Annotated in this window: 18 protein-coding genes; 9 read left to right on the forward strand and 9 right to left on the reverse strand. The window is 62.3% G+C overall.

The features are described 5' to 3' along the window. Window positions 1-8: 8 nt before the first annotated feature. From AC13CE_RS14085 to AC13CE_RS14110, 6 genes are all read left to right on the forward strand, one after another. Complete coding sequence (locus tag AC13CE_RS14085) at window positions 9-716, forward strand: CoA transferase subunit A (protein WP_482972759.1); 708 nt, start codon at window positions 9-11, stop codon at window positions 714-716. Then, a complete protein-coding gene (locus AC13CE_RS14090; RefSeq protein WP_482972760.1) occupies window positions 713-1,615 on the forward strand; it encodes an HAD family acid phosphatase in 903 nt (300 codons plus the stop codon). Before AC13CE_RS14085 ends, AC13CE_RS14090 begins: the two co-directional genes overlap by 4 nt. Before the next feature lies 1 nt (window position 1,616). Then, window positions 1,617-2,282 carry a CoA transferase subunit B gene (locus AC13CE_RS14095; protein WP_160727780.1) on the forward strand — a complete coding sequence of 222 codons (666 nt, stop codon included), beginning with the start codon at window positions 1,617-1,619 and terminating at the stop codon, window positions 2,280-2,282. A gap of 6 nt (window positions 2,283-2,288) precedes the next feature. Beyond that, the gene (locus AC13CE_RS14100; RefSeq protein WP_482972761.1) at window positions 2,289-3,422 is read left to right on the forward strand and encodes a CaiB/BaiF CoA transferase family protein; all 1,134 of its coding nucleotides are present in this window, start codon (window positions 2,289-2,291) and stop codon (window positions 3,420-3,422) included. Between the two features lie 87 nt (window positions 3,423-3,509). Beyond that, window positions 3,510-4,058: a GbsR/MarR family transcriptional regulator gene (locus tag AC13CE_RS14105; RefSeq protein WP_473820354.1), complete on the forward strand. Its 549-nt coding sequence runs from the start codon at window positions 3,510-3,512 to the stop codon at window positions 4,056-4,058. Window positions 4,059-4,141: 83 nt separating this feature from the next. Then, window positions 4,142-4,549, forward strand: a complete 408-nt coding sequence (locus AC13CE_RS14110) for a hypothetical protein (RefSeq protein WP_482972762.1) — start codon at window positions 4,142-4,144, stop codon at window positions 4,547-4,549. A gap of 49 nt (window positions 4,550-4,598) precedes the next feature. Here AC13CE_RS14110 and metK read toward each other — a convergent pair whose 3' ends face one another. The 6 genes from metK to hisS all read right to left on the reverse strand — a co-directional run bounded on the left by metK (window position 4,599) and on the right by hisS (window position 11,704). Then, entirely contained in the window at window positions 4,599-5,837 is a 1,239-nt protein-coding gene (gene metK / locus AC13CE_RS14115) for a methionine adenosyltransferase (protein WP_473820352.1), read from the reverse strand. A gap of 32 nt (window positions 5,838-5,869) precedes the next feature. After that, complete coding sequence (gene lnt / locus AC13CE_RS14120; protein WP_482972763.1) at window positions 5,870-7,465, reverse strand: apolipoprotein N-acyltransferase; 1,596 nt, start codon at window positions 7,463-7,465, stop codon at window positions 5,870-5,872. A 62-nt stretch (window positions 7,466-7,527) separates the two neighbouring features. Further along, on the reverse strand, window positions 7,528-8,187 hold the full coding sequence (locus AC13CE_RS14125) for a DUF4167 domain-containing protein (RefSeq protein WP_482972764.1): 660 nt from the start codon (window positions 8,185-8,187) through the stop codon (window positions 7,528-7,530). A 238-nt stretch (window positions 8,188-8,425) separates the two neighbouring features. Then, entirely contained in the window at window positions 8,426-9,283 is an 858-nt protein-coding gene (gene prmC / locus AC13CE_RS14130; RefSeq protein ID WP_482972765.1) for a peptide chain release factor N(5)-glutamine methyltransferase, read from the reverse strand. Window positions 9,284-9,359: 76 nt separating this feature from the next. Then, window positions 9,360-10,427 (reverse strand): peptide chain release factor 1, encoded by a 1,068-nt coding sequence (gene prfA / locus AC13CE_RS14135; RefSeq protein WP_482972766.1) that lies wholly within the window; start codon window positions 10,425-10,427, stop codon window positions 9,360-9,362. Further along, window positions 10,424-11,704: a histidine--tRNA ligase gene (gene hisS / locus AC13CE_RS14140; RefSeq protein WP_482972767.1), complete on the reverse strand. Its 1,281-nt coding sequence runs from the start codon at window positions 11,702-11,704 to the stop codon at window positions 10,424-10,426. The genes prfA and hisS overlap by 4 nt, the downstream gene beginning before the upstream one ends. Window positions 11,705-11,815: 111 nt before the next feature. Here hisS and ppa point away from each other — a divergent pair, with 111 nt between their 5' ends. After that, window positions 11,816-12,352: an inorganic diphosphatase gene (ppa, locus tag AC13CE_RS14145; protein WP_482972768.1), complete on the forward strand. Its 537-nt coding sequence runs from the start codon at window positions 11,816-11,818 to the stop codon at window positions 12,350-12,352. A gap of 30 nt (window positions 12,353-12,382) precedes the next feature. On the opposite strand, the gene AC13CE_RS14150 is transcribed toward ppa, so the two are convergent. From AC13CE_RS14150 to AC13CE_RS14160, 3 genes are all read right to left on the reverse strand, one after another. Next, a complete protein-coding gene (locus AC13CE_RS14150) occupies window positions 12,383-13,783 on the reverse strand; it encodes a mechanosensitive ion channel domain-containing protein (protein ID WP_482972769.1) in 1,401 nt (466 codons plus the stop codon). Beyond that, on the reverse strand, window positions 13,780-15,126 hold the full coding sequence (locus AC13CE_RS14155) for a TldD/PmbA family protein (RefSeq protein ID WP_473820344.1): 1,347 nt from the start codon (window positions 15,124-15,126) through the stop codon (window positions 13,780-13,782). The genes AC13CE_RS14150 and AC13CE_RS14155 overlap by 4 nt, the downstream gene beginning before the upstream one ends. Before the next feature lie 68 nt (window positions 15,127-15,194). Further along, entirely contained in the window at window positions 15,195-15,578 is a 384-nt protein-coding gene (locus AC13CE_RS14160) for a hypothetical protein (protein WP_221538342.1), read from the reverse strand. A 194-nt stretch (window positions 15,579-15,772) separates the two neighbouring features. Between AC13CE_RS14160 and lptB the strand changes: the two genes are divergently transcribed. Continuing rightward, window positions 15,773-16,543 (forward strand): LPS export ABC transporter ATP-binding protein, encoded by a 771-nt coding sequence (lptB, locus tag AC13CE_RS14165; RefSeq protein ID WP_482972888.1) that lies wholly within the window; start codon window positions 15,773-15,775, stop codon window positions 16,541-16,543. Window positions 16,544-16,569: 26 nt separating this feature from the next. Further along, the gene (rpoN, locus tag AC13CE_RS14170) at window positions 16,570-18,021 is read left to right on the forward strand and encodes an RNA polymerase factor sigma-54 (RefSeq protein ID WP_482972770.1); all 1,452 of its coding nucleotides are present in this window, start codon (window positions 16,570-16,572) and stop codon (window positions 18,019-18,021) included. Window positions 18,022-18,129 lie beyond the last annotated feature (108 nt).

The following is an 18,129-nucleotide window of genomic DNA, read 5'->3' on the forward strand; positions in this document are numbered from 1 at the left end:
GAGGTCCGATGAACAAGCTCTTTCCCGACGCCGCTTCCGCCCTCGACGGGCTACTCAAAGATGACATGCTGATCGCCAGCGGGGGCTTCGGCCTTTGCGGCATCCCCGAGCGGCTGTTGACCGCTATTCGGGAAAGCGGGGTGAAGAACCTAACCTTCGCCAGCAACAATGCCGGGATCGACAATGAAGGCATCGGCATGCTGCTTCGCACGCAGCAGGTGAAGAAGATGATCTCCTCCTATGTCGGCGAGAACAAGGAGTTCGAGCGTCAATTCCTTTCGGGCGAGCTCGAAGTCGAATTCTGCCCGCAGGGGACTCTGGCCGAACGCATGCGCGCGGGCGGTGCAGGCATTCCCGGTTTCTACACCAAGACCGGCGTCGGCACGCAGGTTGCCGAAGGCAAGGAGGTTAAGACCTTCGACGGCGAGGATTACATCCTCGAGCGCGGCATCTTCGCCGACCTGGCCATCGTGAAGGCATGGAAGGCGGACGAGACCGGCAACCTCGTCTTCCGCAAGACGGCGCGCAATTTTAACCAGCCCGCCGCCACCTGCGGCAAGGTCTGCGTGGTCGAGGTGGAAGAGATCGTGCCGGTGGGCAGTCTCGATCCCGACTGCATCCACCTGCCTGGCGTCTATGTCCAGCGCATGATCGTGGGCGCGCCCTATGACAAGATGATCGAATTCGTGACGACCCGCGAAAGGAAAGCGGCATGATGCGCGCGGTCCTTGCCTCTCTCGCGGCTCTTTCGCTCGCCGCCTGCGCGACCACCCCCACGCCCGAAGCGCCTTCCGCATCGAACGATGCGCCCGCAACGATGCAATGGCTCTATGGCTCGGGCGAGGCAGCAGGTGTTTCGATCCAGGCATGGCGCAATCTTGCCGACTATGCCGTCGCGCGCTCGCGCGAGCGGCGCGTGCCGCAATCGGTGGCCATGGGTATCGGCGGCGAAGTTGCCGCCCCGCAGAGCTGTGCCCGCGGCGATAGCTGGAAACCGCTGGCGGTGGTGTTCGACGTCGACGAAACTGTCATTCTCAACCTCGGCTATGAGTATTGGACCACTGCCACCGGCCAGAGCTTTTCCAGCGAAAGCTGGAAGCGCTGGGAAGAAACGGGGGCAAGCTACGTTCGCCCCGTTCCCGGTGCAGTGACGGGCATTCGTCGTCTGCGTGAGGCGGGCATTACCCCGGTCTTCAACACCAACCGCGAATTCAGCCCCGAAGGCGCGGCCAGGGCCATTGCTGCGGCCGGCCTTGGCGAGGCAGTCCACCGCGACACGCTGTACCTTCGCGGCGATGATGGCGGAGGCGGCGGCAAGGACGGTCGCCGTGCGTTGATCGCCGAGCGCTACTGCGTAATAGCGCTTGCGGGTGACAACCTCGGGGACTTCGCGGATGTGTTCAACGATGAGGAACTCGCCCCCAACGACCGGCGCGAACTCGCGGCGCGGGGCGATCTCGCACAGCTTTGGGGCAATGGCTGGTTCGTCTTCCCGAACCCCGTCTACGGGGATTCGCTGAAAGGCACGCTGGAAGAAGTCTATCCCGAAGGCACGCGCTGGTCGCCCGAAACCGCCCCAGCCGATGCGCCCGCAATCATGAACGAAGGCAATTGACATGACCGATACCGCCACCCTCACCGGATGGGATCGCAATCAGATGGCCGCGCGCGCTGCGCAGGAGCTGGAAGACGGCTACTACGTCAATCTGGGTATCGGCATTCCCACGCTGGTCGCCAACCACATTCCCGAAGGCATGCATGTCACACTGCAGAGCGAGAACGGAATGCTGGGCATCGGCCCCTTTCCATATGAGGGCGAGGAAGATGCCGACCTGATCAATGCGGGCAAGCAGACGATCAGTGAATTGCCCCACAGCGCCTATTTCGACAGTGCGCAGAGCTTCGCGATGATCCGCGGCGGCCATATCGACCTGACCGTGCTCGGCGCGATGGAAGTGGCGGAGAACGGCGATATCGCCAACTGGATGATTCCCGGCAAGATGATCAAGGGAATGGGCGGCGCGATGGATCTCGTGGCCGGCGTGAAGAAGATCATCGTGGTGATGGACCACAATGCCAAGGACGGATCGCCCAAATTCATTCCGTCCTGCACTCTGCCGCTGACCGGGCAGAACGTGGTCGACATGATCGTGACCAATCTCGGCGTGTTCCATCGCCCGGATCACGAGAGCGCTTTCCGACTCATCGAGCTCGCCCCCGGGGTAACGGCCGAAGAGATCGCCCAGAAAACGACCGCGAAATACGAGGTCGCGCTGGGCTGACCATTCATGGCCGATTGGCTCGAGAACCCTCGTAACGAGAACAGCCCGCTCGCAGGATTGAAGGTGCTCGAACTCGCCCGCGTCCTGGCCGGTCCATGGGCGGGCCAGATTCTCGCCGATCTCGGCGCCGACGTCATCAAGGTCGAGAGCCCCGAAGGCGACAATACGCGTATCTGGGGACCGCCCTGGGTCGAACATGGCGGCGAAACGACCTCCGCCTATTACCATGCCTGTAATCGCGGAAAGCGCGGGATTACTGCGGATTTCAGAAACGAGAGCGAACTTGCGCGCATCGCGGAACTGACGACTGGTGCGGACGTCTTGCTGGAGAATTTCAAGCCCGGAGGGCTCGCCAAATTCGGCCTCGATTACGAGACGTTGGCGCACGCGAATCCCGGATTAATCTATTGTTCTATCACGGGATTCGGGCAGGATGGGCCGCGCCGCGACGAGCCCGGCTACGACTTCGTAATCCAGGCGATGAGCGGCTTCATGGCACTGACCGGAGAGCCGGATGGAGATCCCATGAAGATGGGCGTGTCCATCAGCGACCTGTCCTGCGGATTATGGGCCGCCAACGCCGTGCAGGCAGCGCTGTTGATGCGGCATCGCACGGGCAAAGGTCAGTGGATCGACATGAGCCTGCTCGATTGCTCGGTCGGCCTGCTTGCCAATCAGGCGATGAGTTACCTTGCGACCGGGGAGAACCCGCCACGCATGGGCAATGCGCACGCGCAGGTCAGCGCCTATGGCGTATTCCCGACACAGGATGGTCCTGTGGTCCTGGCCCCGGCGAACGATGCGCTGTTCCGGAAGCTGCTGGCGCTGATCGACCGCAACGACCTGCTCGATGATCCGCGCTTCGGTACCAATGCAGACCGTGTGGAACATCGCGCTGAATGCGACGCGCTTATTGGCGAAGCTACGGCAGGATGGTCACGCGATAATCTCCTCTCTGCCTGTGCGAAATCAGGCATTCCCGCAGGTCCGATCAATTCCATCGACGATGTCTTCGCCGATCCGCAAGTGGTCTCAAGAGGCATGCGGATCGCCCCCGAAGGCATGCCGGGCGTGCGCAGCCCCTTCATCTTTTCCGACGCCGAACTGACTCTCGACAAGCCTTCTCCCGCCAAGAGCTAGAACGACGAAATATCGACGCGTTGCGGAAAGTCGTTGACGTAGTCAGTAATTTCTGTATTTTCAGAAATAGAGAAAAGGGCATCGGTTATGGCCGACATCATGGACATCCCCGAAGCGCGTGCTTTTATCCTCCATTGGGGTGAGATGGGCAGCGAGTGGGGCGTGAATCGCTCGGTCGCGCAGGTCCATGCCCTGCTCTATCTCTCAGACAGGCCCCGCCATGCAGAGGACATTTGCGAAAAGCTGGGCTTGGCCCGCTCCAATGTCTCGAACGGCCTCAAGGAACTCCAATCCTACCAGATCGTCCGCCGCGTTCACGTCGAAGGTGACCGGCGTGACCATTTCGTCGCCGAAAGCGACCTGTGGGACATGCTGATGAAGATCACGGCCGAGCGCAAGCGGCGCGAGATCGATCCCACGATCCAGCTGCTTGGCGAATTGTCGGAAAGCCTCGGCAAGCGCGATGACGTACCTGCCCATGTGCGCGAACGTATCGGCCGGATGCATGAATTCATCGGCAATCTTGCAAGCTGGTATTCCGACGTTCGGCACCTGCCCAAATCGACCTTGGTCACGCTGATGAAACTCGGCAGCCGCGTCGCGCGCTTGCTCCCCGGAAGCAAGACGAAGACCTGATCCCACAGACCTGAGAAAGGATGGACAATACCTGCAATCCCAAATGTGATTTCTCAAATTACAGAAATTAGAGGAGAAGCAATATGTACCTCGTTCCCGCCTATATCGTCTATCTCGTCGTGAGCATTGCGCTAACGGTCTGGGTCGCACGCACGCTGTCGAAGAACGGAATCGTATTTCTCAAGGAGTGCTTCGGGCATGACGACAGCCTCGCCTATTCGACGAACCACCTGCTTGTCGTGGGCTTCTACCTGGTCAACCTGGGATGGATATTGCTGTCGCTGCGGTTTGGCAGCGAACCGCAGGGAATGGCCGAAGCCTTCGAGTTTCTATCGACGAAAATCGGACTGGTCGTCGTCGCGCTCGGCTTCATGCACTTTTTCAATATGAACGCTGTCGCCAAATTCGGCCGCAAAGTAGGACAGTGGCTGCGTGAAGATGACTTCGGCAATCAGTTGAAACCGGAACCGCAACGCGGCATTCTCGATTGAACGACGCAAGCTAACGGAAGGGGCGGCCCGCAATGGCCGCCCTTTCCTGTTAGCGCAGAGCAGCTTTCAGGTCCTCGATCAGATCTGTCCGCTCCCAGGGGAAGTATTCACCATCCGCCTGGCGACCAAAATGACCGTAAGCGGCACTTTTGCGATAGATCGGCTTGTTTAGGCCGAGGTGCATCCGGATACCACGCGGGGTCAGGCCGCCGAGCTTTTCGATATTGCGGATGGCGTCTTCGAGCGCTTCATCGGTTACGCCTTCCGAACCGGTGCCATGCGTGTCGACATAGATCGAAAGTGGCTTCGAAACCCCGATCGCATAGGACAGCTGGATCGTGCAGCGCCGGGCAAGGCCCGCCGCGACAATGTTCTTCGCAAGGTAGCGGGTGATATATGCTGCCGAGCGATCGACCTTGGTCGGATCCTTGCCGCTGAATGCGCCGCCGCCATGCGGCGCCGCACCACCATAGGTATCGACGATAATCTTGCGGCCTGTCAGGCCTGCGTCCCCATCGGGCCCGCCGATCTCGAAAGCGCCGGTCGGATTGATGTGCCATTCGGTCTCGTCCGACACCCAGCCTTCGGGCAGGATTTCTGCGACGACGCCCTTCACATAGGCCTTGAGCTCGGCTTCCTTCTCGCCCTCGTGATAGCCCTTGGCATGCTGGGTCGACACGACGATGGCCGTGCAGGCGACCGGCTTGCCGTTTTCATACCGCAGCGACAATTGGCTCTTGGCATCGGGCTCGAGGAAGGGCGCCTTGCCATTCTTGCGGTCGGCGGCGAGCCGCTCGAGGATCTTGTGCGAATAATCTAGCGTCGCCGGCATGAGATCGGGCGTTTCGTCGCAGGCGAAGCCGAACATGATGCCCTGATCGCCAGCGCCTTCGTCCTTATTGCCATTAGCGTCCACGCCTTGGGCGATTTCGCTCGACTGGCCATGGAGGTGGTTTTCGAAGGCCAGCGTCTTCCAGTGGAAGCCGCTCTGCTCGTAGCCGATTTCGCGAACGGTGCGGCGTACGGCCTGTTCGATCTCTTCCTTCGCGCCCGGTGCCCAGCCGCCGTTCTCGGCCCATGCGGCATTGTTTGCGTCATACATCGGCGCGCAGCGAATCTCGCCGGAGAGTATCACGCGCTGAGTTGTCGTCATCGTTTCGCAGGCGACGCGCGATTCCGCGTCCTTCGACAGCATCAGGTCGACGATTGCATCGCTGATCTGGTCGGACACCTTGTCGGGATGGCCTTCCGAAACGCTTTCGGAAGTGAACAGGTAACTGGTGCGCATCAAAACCCCGGCAGAAAGATATAAAGAAAGCTTTATGTTGTGCGAGACTGGTAACGATGGCGCGCGCCCATGGCAACCAGCGATCCGGCAAGAAGCACTACGCCCCATAAAAGCGTGAGCCAGTGACCCAGCCTTGCGAACCACGTAGGAACTGCGGGGGGAGGCACGAGCGTATCGATCCGGTCGGCCTTGTCGCGGCCGATATGGCTTCTTACCACACCGCGCGCATCGATGACTGCGCTGATCCCCGTAGTGGTGGAGCGCAGTACGGGCAGGCCTTCCTCGATCGCCCGCATGCGCGCTTGGGCCAGGTGCTGGGGTGGCCCCCATGCACCGAACCAGCCATCGTTGGAGGGGTTGAAGATGTAATCGGGCCGGTTGCCGCGTTCGGCTACCTCGCCCGAGAAAACGATCTCGTAACAGATCTGCATTCCGGCCTGCCCGTAAGCGCCAAGGTCGATGGTCTGGGGCCCGGGACCGGGGATGAAATCGATCGAACCGGCCACCAGCCGCGACATTCCGAGCGGCTCAAGCAGTGCACGCATCGGAAGATATTCGCCATAGGGCACCAGATGCGCCTTGGCGTAGCGCTGGCCCAGATTGCCGTCGGCATCGATCGGCGTGATCGCGTTATAGGCTCCCACCGCCCGCTCCCGTCCCTCGACTTCGGCTATTTCCAGGTCGACTGCGCCTGTCAGCAGCAGGCTGCCTTCGCCGATCGTCCGGCCGATGCGGAAGCGCGCAAAGGCAGGATCGCCGCCAGCGGTCATCTGGGTATAATAGCGCTGCGGATAGCCGTCTCGCAGATAATCGGGCACACCGCTTTCGGGCCAAAGCACCAGCCTGCGGCTGTAGGCACGCTGCGGTTCGCTGAGGGTGGCGATGCGCTGGAATTGCTCTTCGTATTTGCTCGGATCGTCGAGTTCTTCCTGCCTCAGGTTCGGCTGGACCAGCGTCAGGGGAAGGAAGCCGTCTTCGCCTTCGGGTGCTGGCCAGAACATGCCCGCGGTCACGATCACTATCGTTGCCGCCAGACCTTTCCAGCGACGCGTGGATGCGAGCAGGGCGAAAATGCCGGCAAGGGTCACGACGAGGCCCGAAAGCGCGTAAGAACCCATGAAGGGCAGCAGGCCCGCGACGCCTGGCCGCTCCCAATCGCCCAGCATCATTTGCGAGAACGGGCCCCAGGCATAGCCGGTGAAGACCCAGCTCCGCAGCCATTCCGCCGCAATCCAGAAAGCGCCCAGCAGGAGCGCGAAGACACCCACCCCCCGGCCTCGCCCGAGTAGCCATGCAGCAAGCACTGCCAGGGCAGGCCAGACCGCGAGGTAAAGCGAGAGCAGCGGAACAGCAGCCCAGCCGAGCGCAGCAGGCATTTCTGCCTGATAGGTGAAGGCCGTGGCGATCCAGTTATTGGTCAGCGTGAAATGGGCAACGCCGAACAGCCAGCCGAGCAGGAATGCGCGCTTGCCGCTGTCTTGCTGGTAAGCCAGCCAGACGAACGCCGCCATCGCAGCAAGCCCTGCGGGCCACAAGTGGAGCGGCTGGAATCCGGTCGCCGAAATCAGGCCGAGAAGTAGCGCGCTCCAGCAAGGATGGCGCTGCAGGAATTCAGGGATACGATCCATCGACTGCGCCTGTTAAACCGGGGCGCGGCGATGGCAAGGAAAAGCAGACGGGATGAGCGCGATCAGCCGACCGCGCTCACATCCTCGTTCTCTTCGACCTTGCGGCGGCGGCGCGGCGCGGGCTTGTCGTCCCCGCCGATTGCGGGCGGCAAGGCAGCCGCATCGATCTCGCCTTCGTTGCCGGGCGCGCCTTCCTCGCCCTTCTTCGTCTTGCGCGGGGCACGGCGCTTCTTGGGCGCTTCGACCTCGTCATCCTTGCGGATGAAAGGGTTGTCGGCGGGCTCGTAATCGTTGCCTTCGCTATCGCCTTCATCGTCCCTTGACGCGCGGCGCGGCTTGCGGCCACGATTGTCCTGCTGGCCCTGATCGTCATCCCGACGGACCCGTGGACGACGGTTCTGGCGGTTGTCGTCACCGTCGTCGTTCGATTCGTCGTCCGACTGGTTCTGGCCGCGATCGTCTGGCCGCTTGGCCTTGGCCTCGTCCTGACGGGCCTTGTTGTCGGCGATCACGCGGAAATAATGGTCGGCAAACTGAAGGTAATACTCGGCCTGAACGCGGTCGCCATTGTGCTGGGCGTCCTGAGCAAGCTTCTTGTATTTGTCCAGCAGCTGGGGCGCATTGCCGCGCGCCCGGCTGTCGATCCTGTTGGCCGAATTGCCGCCGCCCTGGGTACGATTGTTCTGACGACCGCGGCGACGGTTGTTGCGATTGTTGTTCAAGGAATACTCGTCCTTTTCATGGCGCGGCGCGAACCCTCGGTCCGCCTCTGGCCGCGTTGCCCATCGGTCATACTGCGCCCTCACGCAGTATGCGTGCTCCTGTCTGTGCATGGTATGCGGGGCCTGCGCCTCGCACCGGAACTGCCATGTCGGAGCTGTGAGCCGGCGGGTCGGACATATCCGCGCACCACTGGCCTATGGCCAGAGGTAGAGCTTCGATTCCGCTTTGCCAACCCCTTTATGTCAAAATGAGGGCGCGGGGGCGATTCGCAAGGTCGCGGCGGAGGTTTACGGCGAATTTCTGCGCCCGCGCAAGAACGCTTACGGGCTCCGCCTGCTCGTGCCCGATTTCGAGAATCGCCACCCCGCCATCTTCCATCAGGCTGCGCAATTGCGGGATGAGGATGCGGTAATCGTCGAGCCCGTCGGCGCCTGCGAACAACGCGCCATGCGGTTCGTGGTCGCGCACATCGGGATCGAGCGCGGCATTCTCCTCCACATAGGGGGGATTGCAAAGGATCAGGTCGAAGCACCCGAGTTCGTCCGCCCAGCCTTCCTGCCGCCAGTCGAGCAGGTGGAAGCGGACGCGCTCTTCCAGGCCAAGGAGGTCGGCATTGTCATGCGCCACGCCAAGCGCCGCAGGCGAGCGATCCGTGCCCACGCCCCGCGCGCCGGTTTCGGCAATGACGCTGAGAAGCAACGCGCCCGTCCCCGTGCCGGGATCGAGCACGCGGGCCGCATCGGGTTTCAGCTCCAGCGCCGCCTCGACCAGCACTTCGCTGTCGCCCCGCGGAATCAGCGTGTCCGGCGTTACCTTGAAGCGGCGTCCAAAGAATTCCTGGTGGCCAAGGATATGGGCCACGGGCTCGTGCCGGGCGCGGCGCTCGACCATCCCTGCAAAGGACGACGGCACGGCATCGCGCATCGCGCGCAGCAGCATGTCTGACCTTTCTATGCCCAGCGCCTCGGCCATCAGCAGCTCGGCATCGAGCCGCGCGGTTTCGCTGGTTGCGGCCAGACGTTCGGCGGCAGCGCGAATAGCATCTGCTACCCGAAGCCCCGCTCGCCCTGAGCTTGTCGAAGGGCCGTCCTTCATTTTGGTGCTGCGCTCAAAGAAAAATACAGTGCTTCGACAAGCTCAGCACGAACGGATTTAGAGCGTACCGGCACTCTCACTCGCTCAGCGCCGAGAGCCGCTTGGCTTCGTCCTCGGCGATCAGCGCGTCGACCAGCTCGCCCAATCCCGGTCCGGCCATGATTTCAGGGAGTTTGTGCAAGGTCAGACCGATGCGGTGATCGGTCACGCGTCCCTGCGGGAAATTATAGGTGCGAATGCGCTCGGAGCGGTCGCCGCTGCCGACCATGGCCTTGCGCGCTTCGGCTTCGGCGCCCTGCGTGGCTTCGCGCTGTGCCTCGTAGAGCCGCGCGCGGAGCACCTGCATCGCCTTTTCCTTGTTCTTGTGCTGGCTGCGGGCGTCCTGGCAGGTGACAACCGTGCCCGTAGGCAAGTGCGTAATGCGGATCGCGCTGTCGGTGGTGTTGACGTGCTGTCCGCCCGCCCCACTGGCGCGATAGGTGTCGATCTTGAGGTCGTTCTGGTCGATCTGCACATCGACCTCGTCGGGTTCAGGCAGCACCGCCACGGTTGCCGCAGACGTATGGATGCGTCCGCCGCTTTCGGTTTCGGGAACGCGCTGGACGCGGTGCACGCCGCTTTCGAATTTCAGCCTTGCAAACACGCCCGTCCCGGCGACATTAGCGACGATTTCCTTGAAGCCGCCGACTTCGCTGGCGTTCATGCTGACCAGTTCGACCTTCCACCCCTGCTCGGCGGCGAAGCGTTCGTACATTCGGTAAAGATCGCCCGCGAACAGCGCCGCTTCGTCGCCGCCCGTTCCCGCCCGGATTTCAAGCATGGCGGGCTTGCTGTCTGCGGAATCGCGCGGCAGCATGGCGATGGCCAGTTCGCGCTCGGCATCGGGCAAGCGCTTGCGCAGATCGGCCAGCTCTTCCTCGGCCATCGCCCGCATTTCCGGATCGGCAAGCATTTCCTCGAGACCGGCGATCTCCTCGCGTGCCGCCTTCACCTCTGCGGCGACTCGGGCCACCGGCTCAAGCTCGGCATAGTCGCGGCTGGCCCGGACGAATTCGTCGCCCTCGAGCATGCCCGAGGCCATGCGCGCCTCGAGCTCGGCGAAGCGGTGGGCGATCTGGTCGAGACGTTCGGCGGGGACTCTCATTCGTAATGATCGTCTTCAGGCAATTCCCACCGGGCCGAAAATGCCTTCACCGCTTTGCGATCCGGATCGACATCCGGATAGGTGCCAAGCCAATTCTGAAAAGGCTTACCATCTCGGACGTCCATCGAAATCAAAATGCCAGGCTCAGCCTTTCGAGCCTTGTCGTAACGCTTTCGCGGGCTGCCGGTCGCAAAGAGCTCCGTTCGGAACCCTAGCCGTCGAAAAAGGACCACAGCCTCTGCGGCATCTGCCTCACGTTCTCGACTTTCCGCGGCTATCGCTATTTCAAGTCTATCTTCTTTGCCGTCTCCCACCAGCATCGCCAGCCGTTCGATCCCCGCTGCCCAGCCCACGGCGGGGGTTGGCGCTCCGCCGAGGCTTTCCATCAGCCCGTCATAGCGTCCGCCACCGAGAATGGTGCTCTGGCTGCCAAGCTTGCCCGCCGCTTCGCTGCCCTCGACGGGAATGAATTCGAAGGCGGTATGGCGGTAGTAGTCGAGCCCGCGCACGAGACTTTCGGCGCGCTGCCATTTGACGCCTGCGGTATCGAGGCCGCTGGTCACCGCCTCGAAAAACGCCCGCGCATCGTCGGACAGGAACTGGTCGATCTTCGGCGCATCGGCAACGAACTTCCGGTCACGCCGATCCTTTGAATCGAGGATGCGCAGCGGGTTCTTTTCCAGCCGTTCCTGCGAATCTTCCGAGAGTTCATCCTTCACCGCGCGGAAGTGTTCGACCAGCGCGGCGCGCCATGCTTCGCGGCTGTCGCCATCACCCAGCGTGTTAAGGTGCAGCGTCACGCCCTCGATGCCCAGTTCCTTCAGCAACTGGTCGGCCATCGCCAGCAGCTCGACATCGGCCTGTGGTTCGGCAGCGCCGATGATCTCCGCATCGATCTGGTGGAACTGGCGATAGCGCCCCTTCTGCGGGCGCTCGTAACGAAACAGCGGCCCGTGCGTCGCAAGCTTGACCGGCGCATATTGCTGCCAGCCGTTGGAAAGATAGGCGCGCGCAATCCCGGCAGTGAATTCGGGCCGGAGAGTCAGCGACTCTCCCCCCCGGTCCTCGAAGGAATACATTTCCTTGGAGACGATGTCGGTCGTCTCACCAATGGAGCGAGCGAAAATCTCGGTCTTCTCGAAAACAGGCATTTCAACCCGGCGGAAGCGATAGAGCCTGCGTACGCGCTCGAAGGTTTCGACCACGAAGGCGAAGGCTTCGGCATCTGCTCCGAAGATATCCTGTGTGCCGCGAACGGCCTGCGGTGTTTTCGACATGGCGCGCGCTTAGGCGAGAGAACAGGTTGCCGCAATATCGCAGGGACGCTATCGGCCCCGCGAAGTCTTTCTGGGGAGAGGGGCCGACAACATATTAACTAGAGAGCCGCAATGCGTATCGACATGATCCCCGCGGGCGACAATGTGCCCGAAAGCCTCAACGTCATCATCGAGGTGCCGACCGGCGGCGAACCGGTGAAGTACGAATTCGACAAGGAAAGCGGCGCGTTATTCGTCGACCGCATCCTGCACACACCGATGCGCTATCCGGCGAATTACGGCTTCGTCCCGCACACGCTGAGCCCCGATGGCGATCCGCTCGACGCGCTGGTGATTGCCCGCTCGCCTTTCATCCCGGGCTGCGTGGTGCGTGCCCGACCGATCGGCGTCCTCAACCTCGAAGACGAGCATGGCGGCGACGAGAAGCTGATCTGCGTCCCTGTCGACACGACCTTTCCCTATTACTCCGATGTCGGGGAAACAAAGGATTTGCCTTCGATCATCTTCCAGCAGATCGAGCATTTCTTCACCCACTACAAGGACTTGGAAAAGGAAAAGTGGGTCCGTGTGGGCGCATGGGGCAATGCGACGGAAGCGCGAAAGATCGTGCTCGAAAGCATCGACCGCTACAAAGCGAACAAGAAGTAGGAGAGAGGGGCGCCGCGAAGCGCCCCTTTTTCATTCGACCGGGCGTGAATGATCGAGCAGGTCCCGGTCCTGCTCGCTGCCGCTCTCGCGGCGTTCCTTCTCGACCATTTCGGCGATTTCATGCGTGGGCCGCACATCCTCGCTCGCCGCAATGGTCGCAGGTTGCCGGACATCTCTTGCAGGAGGGGCAGAAGCCTCATCGCGCTTCTCCTCTGCGGCATTCCCGAACGGCACCGAAGCCGAGCGCGGATCGAAGCGCAGGCGGTAGATCGGTTCGGGCAGGCCGAAGCCAGCTTCCTCCAGCGCGTGCTTGACCGCCGGAATCGCGCGACTCTGGGCCTTCCACCAATCGGTTTCGTTCTGGTCGATCCAGCCGAGGAAGCGGATTACAACGTTAGAATCGCCGACCTCCACGATCCGCCCCTCGGGCGGCGGATCGGCGAGGATGAAATCGAGCCCTTCCAGCACTTCGCGCCCGAGCTGGCGCGCAGCCAGTGCATCATCATCCGCATCGACGCCCAGATCGAACTGGAAGCGGCGCTGCGGATTGCGGGTGAAATTGGTGATGACCGCCTTGAAGACCTGGGCGTTCGGGATGCGCAGGTGATTGCCGTCCAGCGTCATCATCACCGTGGCACGGCTGGTCAGGCGGATGACGCGGCCCTCAAGGTCGCCGATCATGACCCAGTCGTTGGCCCGGAACGGCTGGCGCAGCGACAGCATGAGCGAGGCGACGTAATTTTCGATCGTTTCGCGTAGCGCAAAGCCGAGTGCGAGGCCGATGAGCCCCGCCCCGCCCAGCACCGCGCCGAGCAATGCGCTCGCCCCCAGAATCTCGAGCGCGATTACCAGCCCGCCGATGACGAAAACGAACCTGATGGAGCTGGCGATCAACTCGGCAAGAAAGCCGTTGGGTGCGAGCCTATGCCACAGCGCTCCGAACCCTGCGATCAGATAGCCGAGAAAGGCGATGACCGCCCAGACAAGCAGCGCCAGCCCGATCAGCGGCACCATGGCGACGAAGCCGTCCCACCTTTCCGCAAGGCTGGCGATTCCGCTTCCCTGCGAAGAAATCGACAGGTCGCGCTTCAGACCGTTCTCGACCGTTACCACGCCGCTGACACGGCCAGCGATGGCTTCGGCGCGGGTGATGTCCTCCTGTCTCGGGACGGTGCCCGAAAGGGTCACTACGCCCTGGCTCACGTCGACCTCGACCGCCCCGAATGCCGGAAGTTCGGAGAAGATCCCCTCGATGCGCTGCGCCATGCGCTCGTCCGCTCCGGCGTCTTGCGTATCCTCGATAGTCTGAACCGGCGCCTCGGCCTCGGTCGTCTCACCTGTCTCAGGTATCGCCGGCAGGAGCGCCGATGCAGGTGTTCCGGCAATCAGAACAAGGATCGGAACAAAAAAGGCGGCAATGAAGCGCTTCATTCTCCAGCCACCATCATACGGTCGATGCGCAATGTGGGCACGTTGATGGAACGGATCATCTCCAGATCGTCCGCCGGGGTCAGCGCGCGGAACATGTCGATGAGATTGCCCGCGATCGTGATTTCGGCCACCGGCTCGGCAATCTCGCCCTTCCTTATGCGGAACCCCGTCGCTCCGCGGCTGTAATCCCCGGTGACGGGGTTCACACCTTGTCCGAAGAGCGAGGTGACGTAGAGCCCGTCCTCGATATCTTCCATCAACCGGGTGGGCGAGACACTGCCCGGCTCCATGTGCACATTGCTTGCGCTGACGCCTGGCGATCCGCCGCCACCGCGCGAGGCATGGCCAGTGAGGGCGAGGCCCAGCTGGTCGGCCGAAGACACGTTGGTCAGCCAGCCGGTGACACGCCCGCCCTCGACCAGCGTGCGATCTGTACAGGGAACGCCCTCTCCATCGAACGGCCGCGAACGCTGGCCGCGCTTGCGCAAGGGTTGTTCGACAATGCGAATGGCGGAATCGAACAGGTCCTCGTCCTCGCGTCCCAGCAGGAAGCTCGCCTTGCGGGCGATGGCAGGCCCAGACATCGCGCCAAGCAGATGCCCCAGAAGACCGCCGCCAACGCGTGGTTCGAACACGACCGGAAGCTCGCGGCTCGGCATCGATTTGGGATTCAGCCTCGCAACGGCGCGCTGTCCGGCCTCGCTCCCCACCGATTCGGGAGTGGGCAAATCGGCGCGGAAGCGGGCACTGCGCGAGGCATGATCGGTCTGCATCGAGCCACCCTCACCCGCTATGACACTGGCCGAAAGCGAAAAGCCGCTGCCGGCATAGCCACGCGCAAAGCCTCCTGAAGTCGCCAGGGCTACGACCGCCCGGTTGGCTTCCGCACCGCCGCCATTGCTGTTGGTCACGCCATCAACCGCCTGCGCCGCATCCTCGGTGGCCAGAGCCGCTTCGCGCAGGGCTTCCGGGTGAAGCTGGTCCGGATCGTCCAGCTCGAGATCGGGCATCTCGCCGGTAAACAGCTTTTCCTGCGGGGCTAGGCCGGAGTGCCGATCCTCTGGTGCATGGCGCGCCATCTGGACCGCCCGCTCGGCGAGCGCCAGAAGGCCGTCGGGCGCAAAATCGCTGGTGTGGATCGAGGCGGAGCGTTTGCCGACGAAGACCCGCAAGCCGATCTCCTCGCTCTCCGAACGCTCGACCTCCTCCAGCTTGCCCAGCCTCACGCTCACTGCTTCGGAAGCATTGGCCCGGGCGATAGCATCGGCCGCATCGGCACCCATTCTCTGCGCAAGCGCGACGAGGTCCTGGCAACGCGCCAGCGCGGTTTCTTTATCGATCATGCCGTTTCTATAACTCCGCAAACCTTCAAGAGGTCCGGCTAGGGAGCCGCAGCGGGTGGCGCAAGACTTCAGGCGGTTGCGGAAAAGATCGCCTTGAACAGCGCCGTGAGAATGAGCGGGAGTCCGATTGCGGCAGCCCAGAGAATGATCTGGTCGCGGCGGAATTCTCCTTTCAGCGATTCGTCGCTGGCGGCTTCGGGGGAGAGGTCCTTCCAGCGTTTTTCCGCCCAGCGGCAGGCCGGGATAATCGCGGCGACGAGGATGACGAGGGCGAAATAGGGCAACGTTGAGGACACGCCTTCCTTCAGCGCATTGACCGTCACGAAAATCTGCAGGCCGGTATACACGATCAGGGCGAGCGCGACGTTGTCGCTCATGGCCTTGCGCCAATCGCGCGGGCGGCCGTGATCCACAGCCCCCATATCGTGGTTATTTTCGATCGCCTTGCCCATCGCATGTCTCCCCGGACATTCTCTCCGAAAAGGCATAGTTTCAAAATTGTTGCAATCTGGCAAGCGACGCGTGCCCTGATGCACCGCTATCTGCGGTTCATGCACGAATCTTGCCAACTTCGTCGAACAGCGCCCGCTCGGGGGTTTTCCTCTTCGCCCCGCATGCTATGGCGCCGCGCATGGCCGAAGACCTGATGAGCCCTGACAATCAAGCGGTGCACGATGCCGCCCCGCCTATCCCGCAGGGCGGGCTCGAAGTGATCTCGATCGCCAAGAGCTACGACAAGCGGCAGGTGCTGACCGATATTTCGCTCAGCGTCGGCAAGGGCGAAGTGCTCGGCCTGCTAGGTCCGAACGGTGCCGGCAAGACGACCTGTTTCTACTCGATCATGGGCCTCGTGCGCCCCGATGCGGGCCGCATCCTGATGGATGGCGAGGATGTCACCAACCTGCCGATGTATCGCCGCGCGATCCTCGGCCTCGGCTATCTGCCGCAGGAAACCAGCATCTTCCGCGGGATGACGGTGGAACAGAATATCAATTGCGTGCTCGAAATGGTCGAGCCGGACAAGGAGGCGCGCACCGCCGAACTCGATCGCCTGCTCGACGATTTCGGCCTTACCCGCTTGCGCGGTAGCCCCGCTATGGCGCTCTCGGGTGGCGAACGACGGCGGGCGGAAATCGCTCGCGCCCTGGCGGCCAAGCCCTCGATAATGCTGCTGGACGAGCCCTTCGCCGGAATCGATCCCCTCTCGATCAGCGATATCCGCGACCTCGTGAAAGATCTCAAGACTCGCGGCATCGGCGTGCTGATCACCGATCACAACGTACGCGAAACCCTGGAAATCGTCGACCGCGCCTGCATCATCTATGGCGGACAGGTGCTGTTTGCCGGGACGCCCGAGGCGCTGGTGGCGGACGAGAACGTCAAGCGCCTCTATCTCGGCGAGAACTTCACGCTGTGATTGCGGCGCGCGTCCGGAGCTAAATCATGGCGCTCGGTCCGAGGCTCGACCTACGGCAAACGCAATCGCTGGTGATGACGCCGCAGTTGCAGCAGGCGATCAAGCTGCTGGCGCTGTCGAACCTCGAAATCGAAAGCTTCGTTTCCGAGGCGCTGGAGAGCAATCCGTTGCTCGAAGTGGGCGAGGTCAGTCGCGAGAAATCCGAAGATGCAGGCGAAACTGCGGGTGAGCATGAAGCGACGCCCGACTTCGACGGGGATTCCGCGCTCGACATAGCCGATTATGCGCGCGATCCCGAATCCGCGCCGGGCGACCGGGGTGACTGGTCGGAAGCTGGCGCTACGGGACTTGGCGGAGAGGATTTACCCGCTCTCGAGAACCGCTCTTCCGACGGGCCGAGCCTTGCCGAACATCTGTTCGGCCAGATCGGTGCCCTCGCCCATGACGCGCGCGAAGCATTGATCGCGGGGCGGATCGTCCACGAACTAGACGAGGCCGGCTACCTCCATATCGAGCTTCGCGAAATCGCCGACGATATGGGCGCCCCCCTGGCCGAAGTCGAACGCGCGCTGGCACTCGTACAGTCACTCGATCCGACGGGAGTGGGTGCGCGCAACCTGTCGGAATGCCTCGCCCTGCAGGCGAAGGAGGCGGACCGCTACGATCCGTGCATGGCGCGGCTGATCGATCATTTGGATTTACTTGCCAGCGGTGATATCCTGCGGCTCAGGCGTCTGTGCGATGTCGACGAGGAAGACTTCGCCGACATGCTCGCCGAACTGCGCAGCTACGACCCCAAGCCGGGCTGCCGCCATGGCGGGGAAAGCGAAACACCCATCGTACCGGATGTCATCGTCACCCCTGCCAAGGATGGCGGGTGGCAAATCCGCATCAACGAGGCGAGCCTGCCGCGCCTGGTGGTGAACCGCGAATATTATGTCGAGCTGGAGGCAGGGGCGCGGGACAAGGCATCGCGGGCGTGGCTGAATGAGCAGCTGGGCGAAGCGGACTGGCTGATCCGTGCGCTGGACCAGCGGCAGAAAACCATTCTCAAAACCGCGAGCGAGATCGTGAAGCGTCAGGAAGGCTTCTTCCGGGAGGGCGTATCCGCCATGCGGCCACTGACCCTGCGCGAAGTGGCTGAGAAGATCGAAATGCATGAATCGACGGTGAGCCGCGTTACCAGCAACAAATACCTGTCCTGTCCGCGTGGCACCTTCGAGATGAAGTATTTCTTCTCCAGCGGCGTCGGCGCAGCCGATGGCGAGGGTGCCAGCAGCGAAGCGATCAAGGCGCGAATCAGGACGCTGTGCGAGGCGGAAGACCCGAAAAAAGTTCTCTCCGACCAGAAGCTTGCCGACCTTCTGAACGAAGAAGGCTACGATCTCGCCCGCCGCACCGTTGCCAAATATCGCGAGGCCATAGGAATCGGATCATCGGCGCAGCGCCGCCGCCAGAATAAACTGCGCGGTCTCTGAGTCCTTCTTGCAACAGGGAAAAAGTTAACGGCTTTTACCTCGCGTTAACCTTTTTCATTCACACCCCAAATAGTTAACAAGGGACGACACCCCTCCTTAGGGGGAAGG

The organism is Qipengyuania sp. B-5 (assembly GCF_056857815.1).

Excerpts from the sequence above, each read along its gene's own strand:
- AC13CE_RS14100 (WP_482972761.1), top strand. The coding sequence starts at position 2,289 with ATGGCCGATTGGCTCGAGAACCCTCGTAACGAGAACAGCCCGCTCGCA.
- hisS (WP_482972767.1), bottom strand. The coding sequence starts at position 11,704 with ATGTCGAAAACACCGCAGGCCGTTCGCGGCACACAGGATATCTTCGGA.
- AC13CE_RS14105 (WP_473820354.1), top strand. The coding sequence starts at position 3,510 with ATGGCCGACATCATGGACATCCCCGAAGCGCGTGCTTTTATCCTCCAT.
- prfA (WP_482972766.1), bottom strand. The coding sequence starts at position 10,427 with ATGAGAGTCCCCGCCGAACGTCTCGACCAGATCGCCCACCGCTTCGCC.
- AC13CE_RS14090 (WP_482972760.1), top strand. The coding sequence starts at position 713 with ATGATGCGCGCGGTCCTTGCCTCTCTCGCGGCTCTTTCGCTCGCCGCC.
- AC13CE_RS14110 (WP_482972762.1), top strand. The coding sequence starts at position 4,142 with ATGTACCTCGTTCCCGCCTATATCGTCTATCTCGTCGTGAGCATTGCG.
- lptB (WP_482972888.1), top strand. The coding sequence starts at position 15,773 with ATGAGCCCTGACAATCAAGCGGTGCACGATGCCGCCCCGCCTATCCCG.
- AC13CE_RS14095 (WP_160727780.1), top strand. The coding sequence starts at position 1,617 with ATGACCGATACCGCCACCCTCACCGGATGGGATCGCAATCAGATGGCC.
- AC13CE_RS14150 (WP_482972769.1), bottom strand. The coding sequence starts at position 13,783 with ATGAAGCGCTTCATTGCCGCCTTTTTTGTTCCGATCCTTGTTCTGATT.
- AC13CE_RS14160 (WP_221538342.1), bottom strand. The coding sequence starts at position 15,578 with ATGGGCAAGGCGATCGAAAATAACCACGATATGGGGGCTGTGGATCAC.
- AC13CE_RS14085 (WP_482972759.1), top strand. The coding sequence starts at position 9 with ATGAACAAGCTCTTTCCCGACGCCGCTTCCGCCCTCGACGGGCTACTC.
- rpoN (WP_482972770.1), top strand. The coding sequence starts at position 16,570 with ATGGCGCTCGGTCCGAGGCTCGACCTACGGCAAACGCAATCGCTGGTG.
- prmC (WP_482972765.1), bottom strand. The coding sequence starts at position 9,283 with ATGAAGGACGGCCCTTCGACAAGCTCAGGGCGAGCGGGGCTTCGGGTA.
- AC13CE_RS14155 (WP_473820344.1), bottom strand. The coding sequence starts at position 15,126 with ATGATCGATAAAGAAACCGCGCTGGCGCGTTGCCAGGACCTCGTCGCG.
- lnt (WP_482972763.1), bottom strand. The coding sequence starts at position 7,465 with ATGGATCGTATCCCTGAATTCCTGCAGCGCCATCCTTGCTGGAGCGCG.
- metK (WP_473820352.1), bottom strand. The coding sequence starts at position 5,837 with ATGCGCACCAGTTACCTGTTCACTTCCGAAAGCGTTTCGGAAGGCCAT.
- ppa (WP_482972768.1), top strand. The coding sequence starts at position 11,816 with ATGCGTATCGACATGATCCCCGCGGGCGACAATGTGCCCGAAAGCCTC.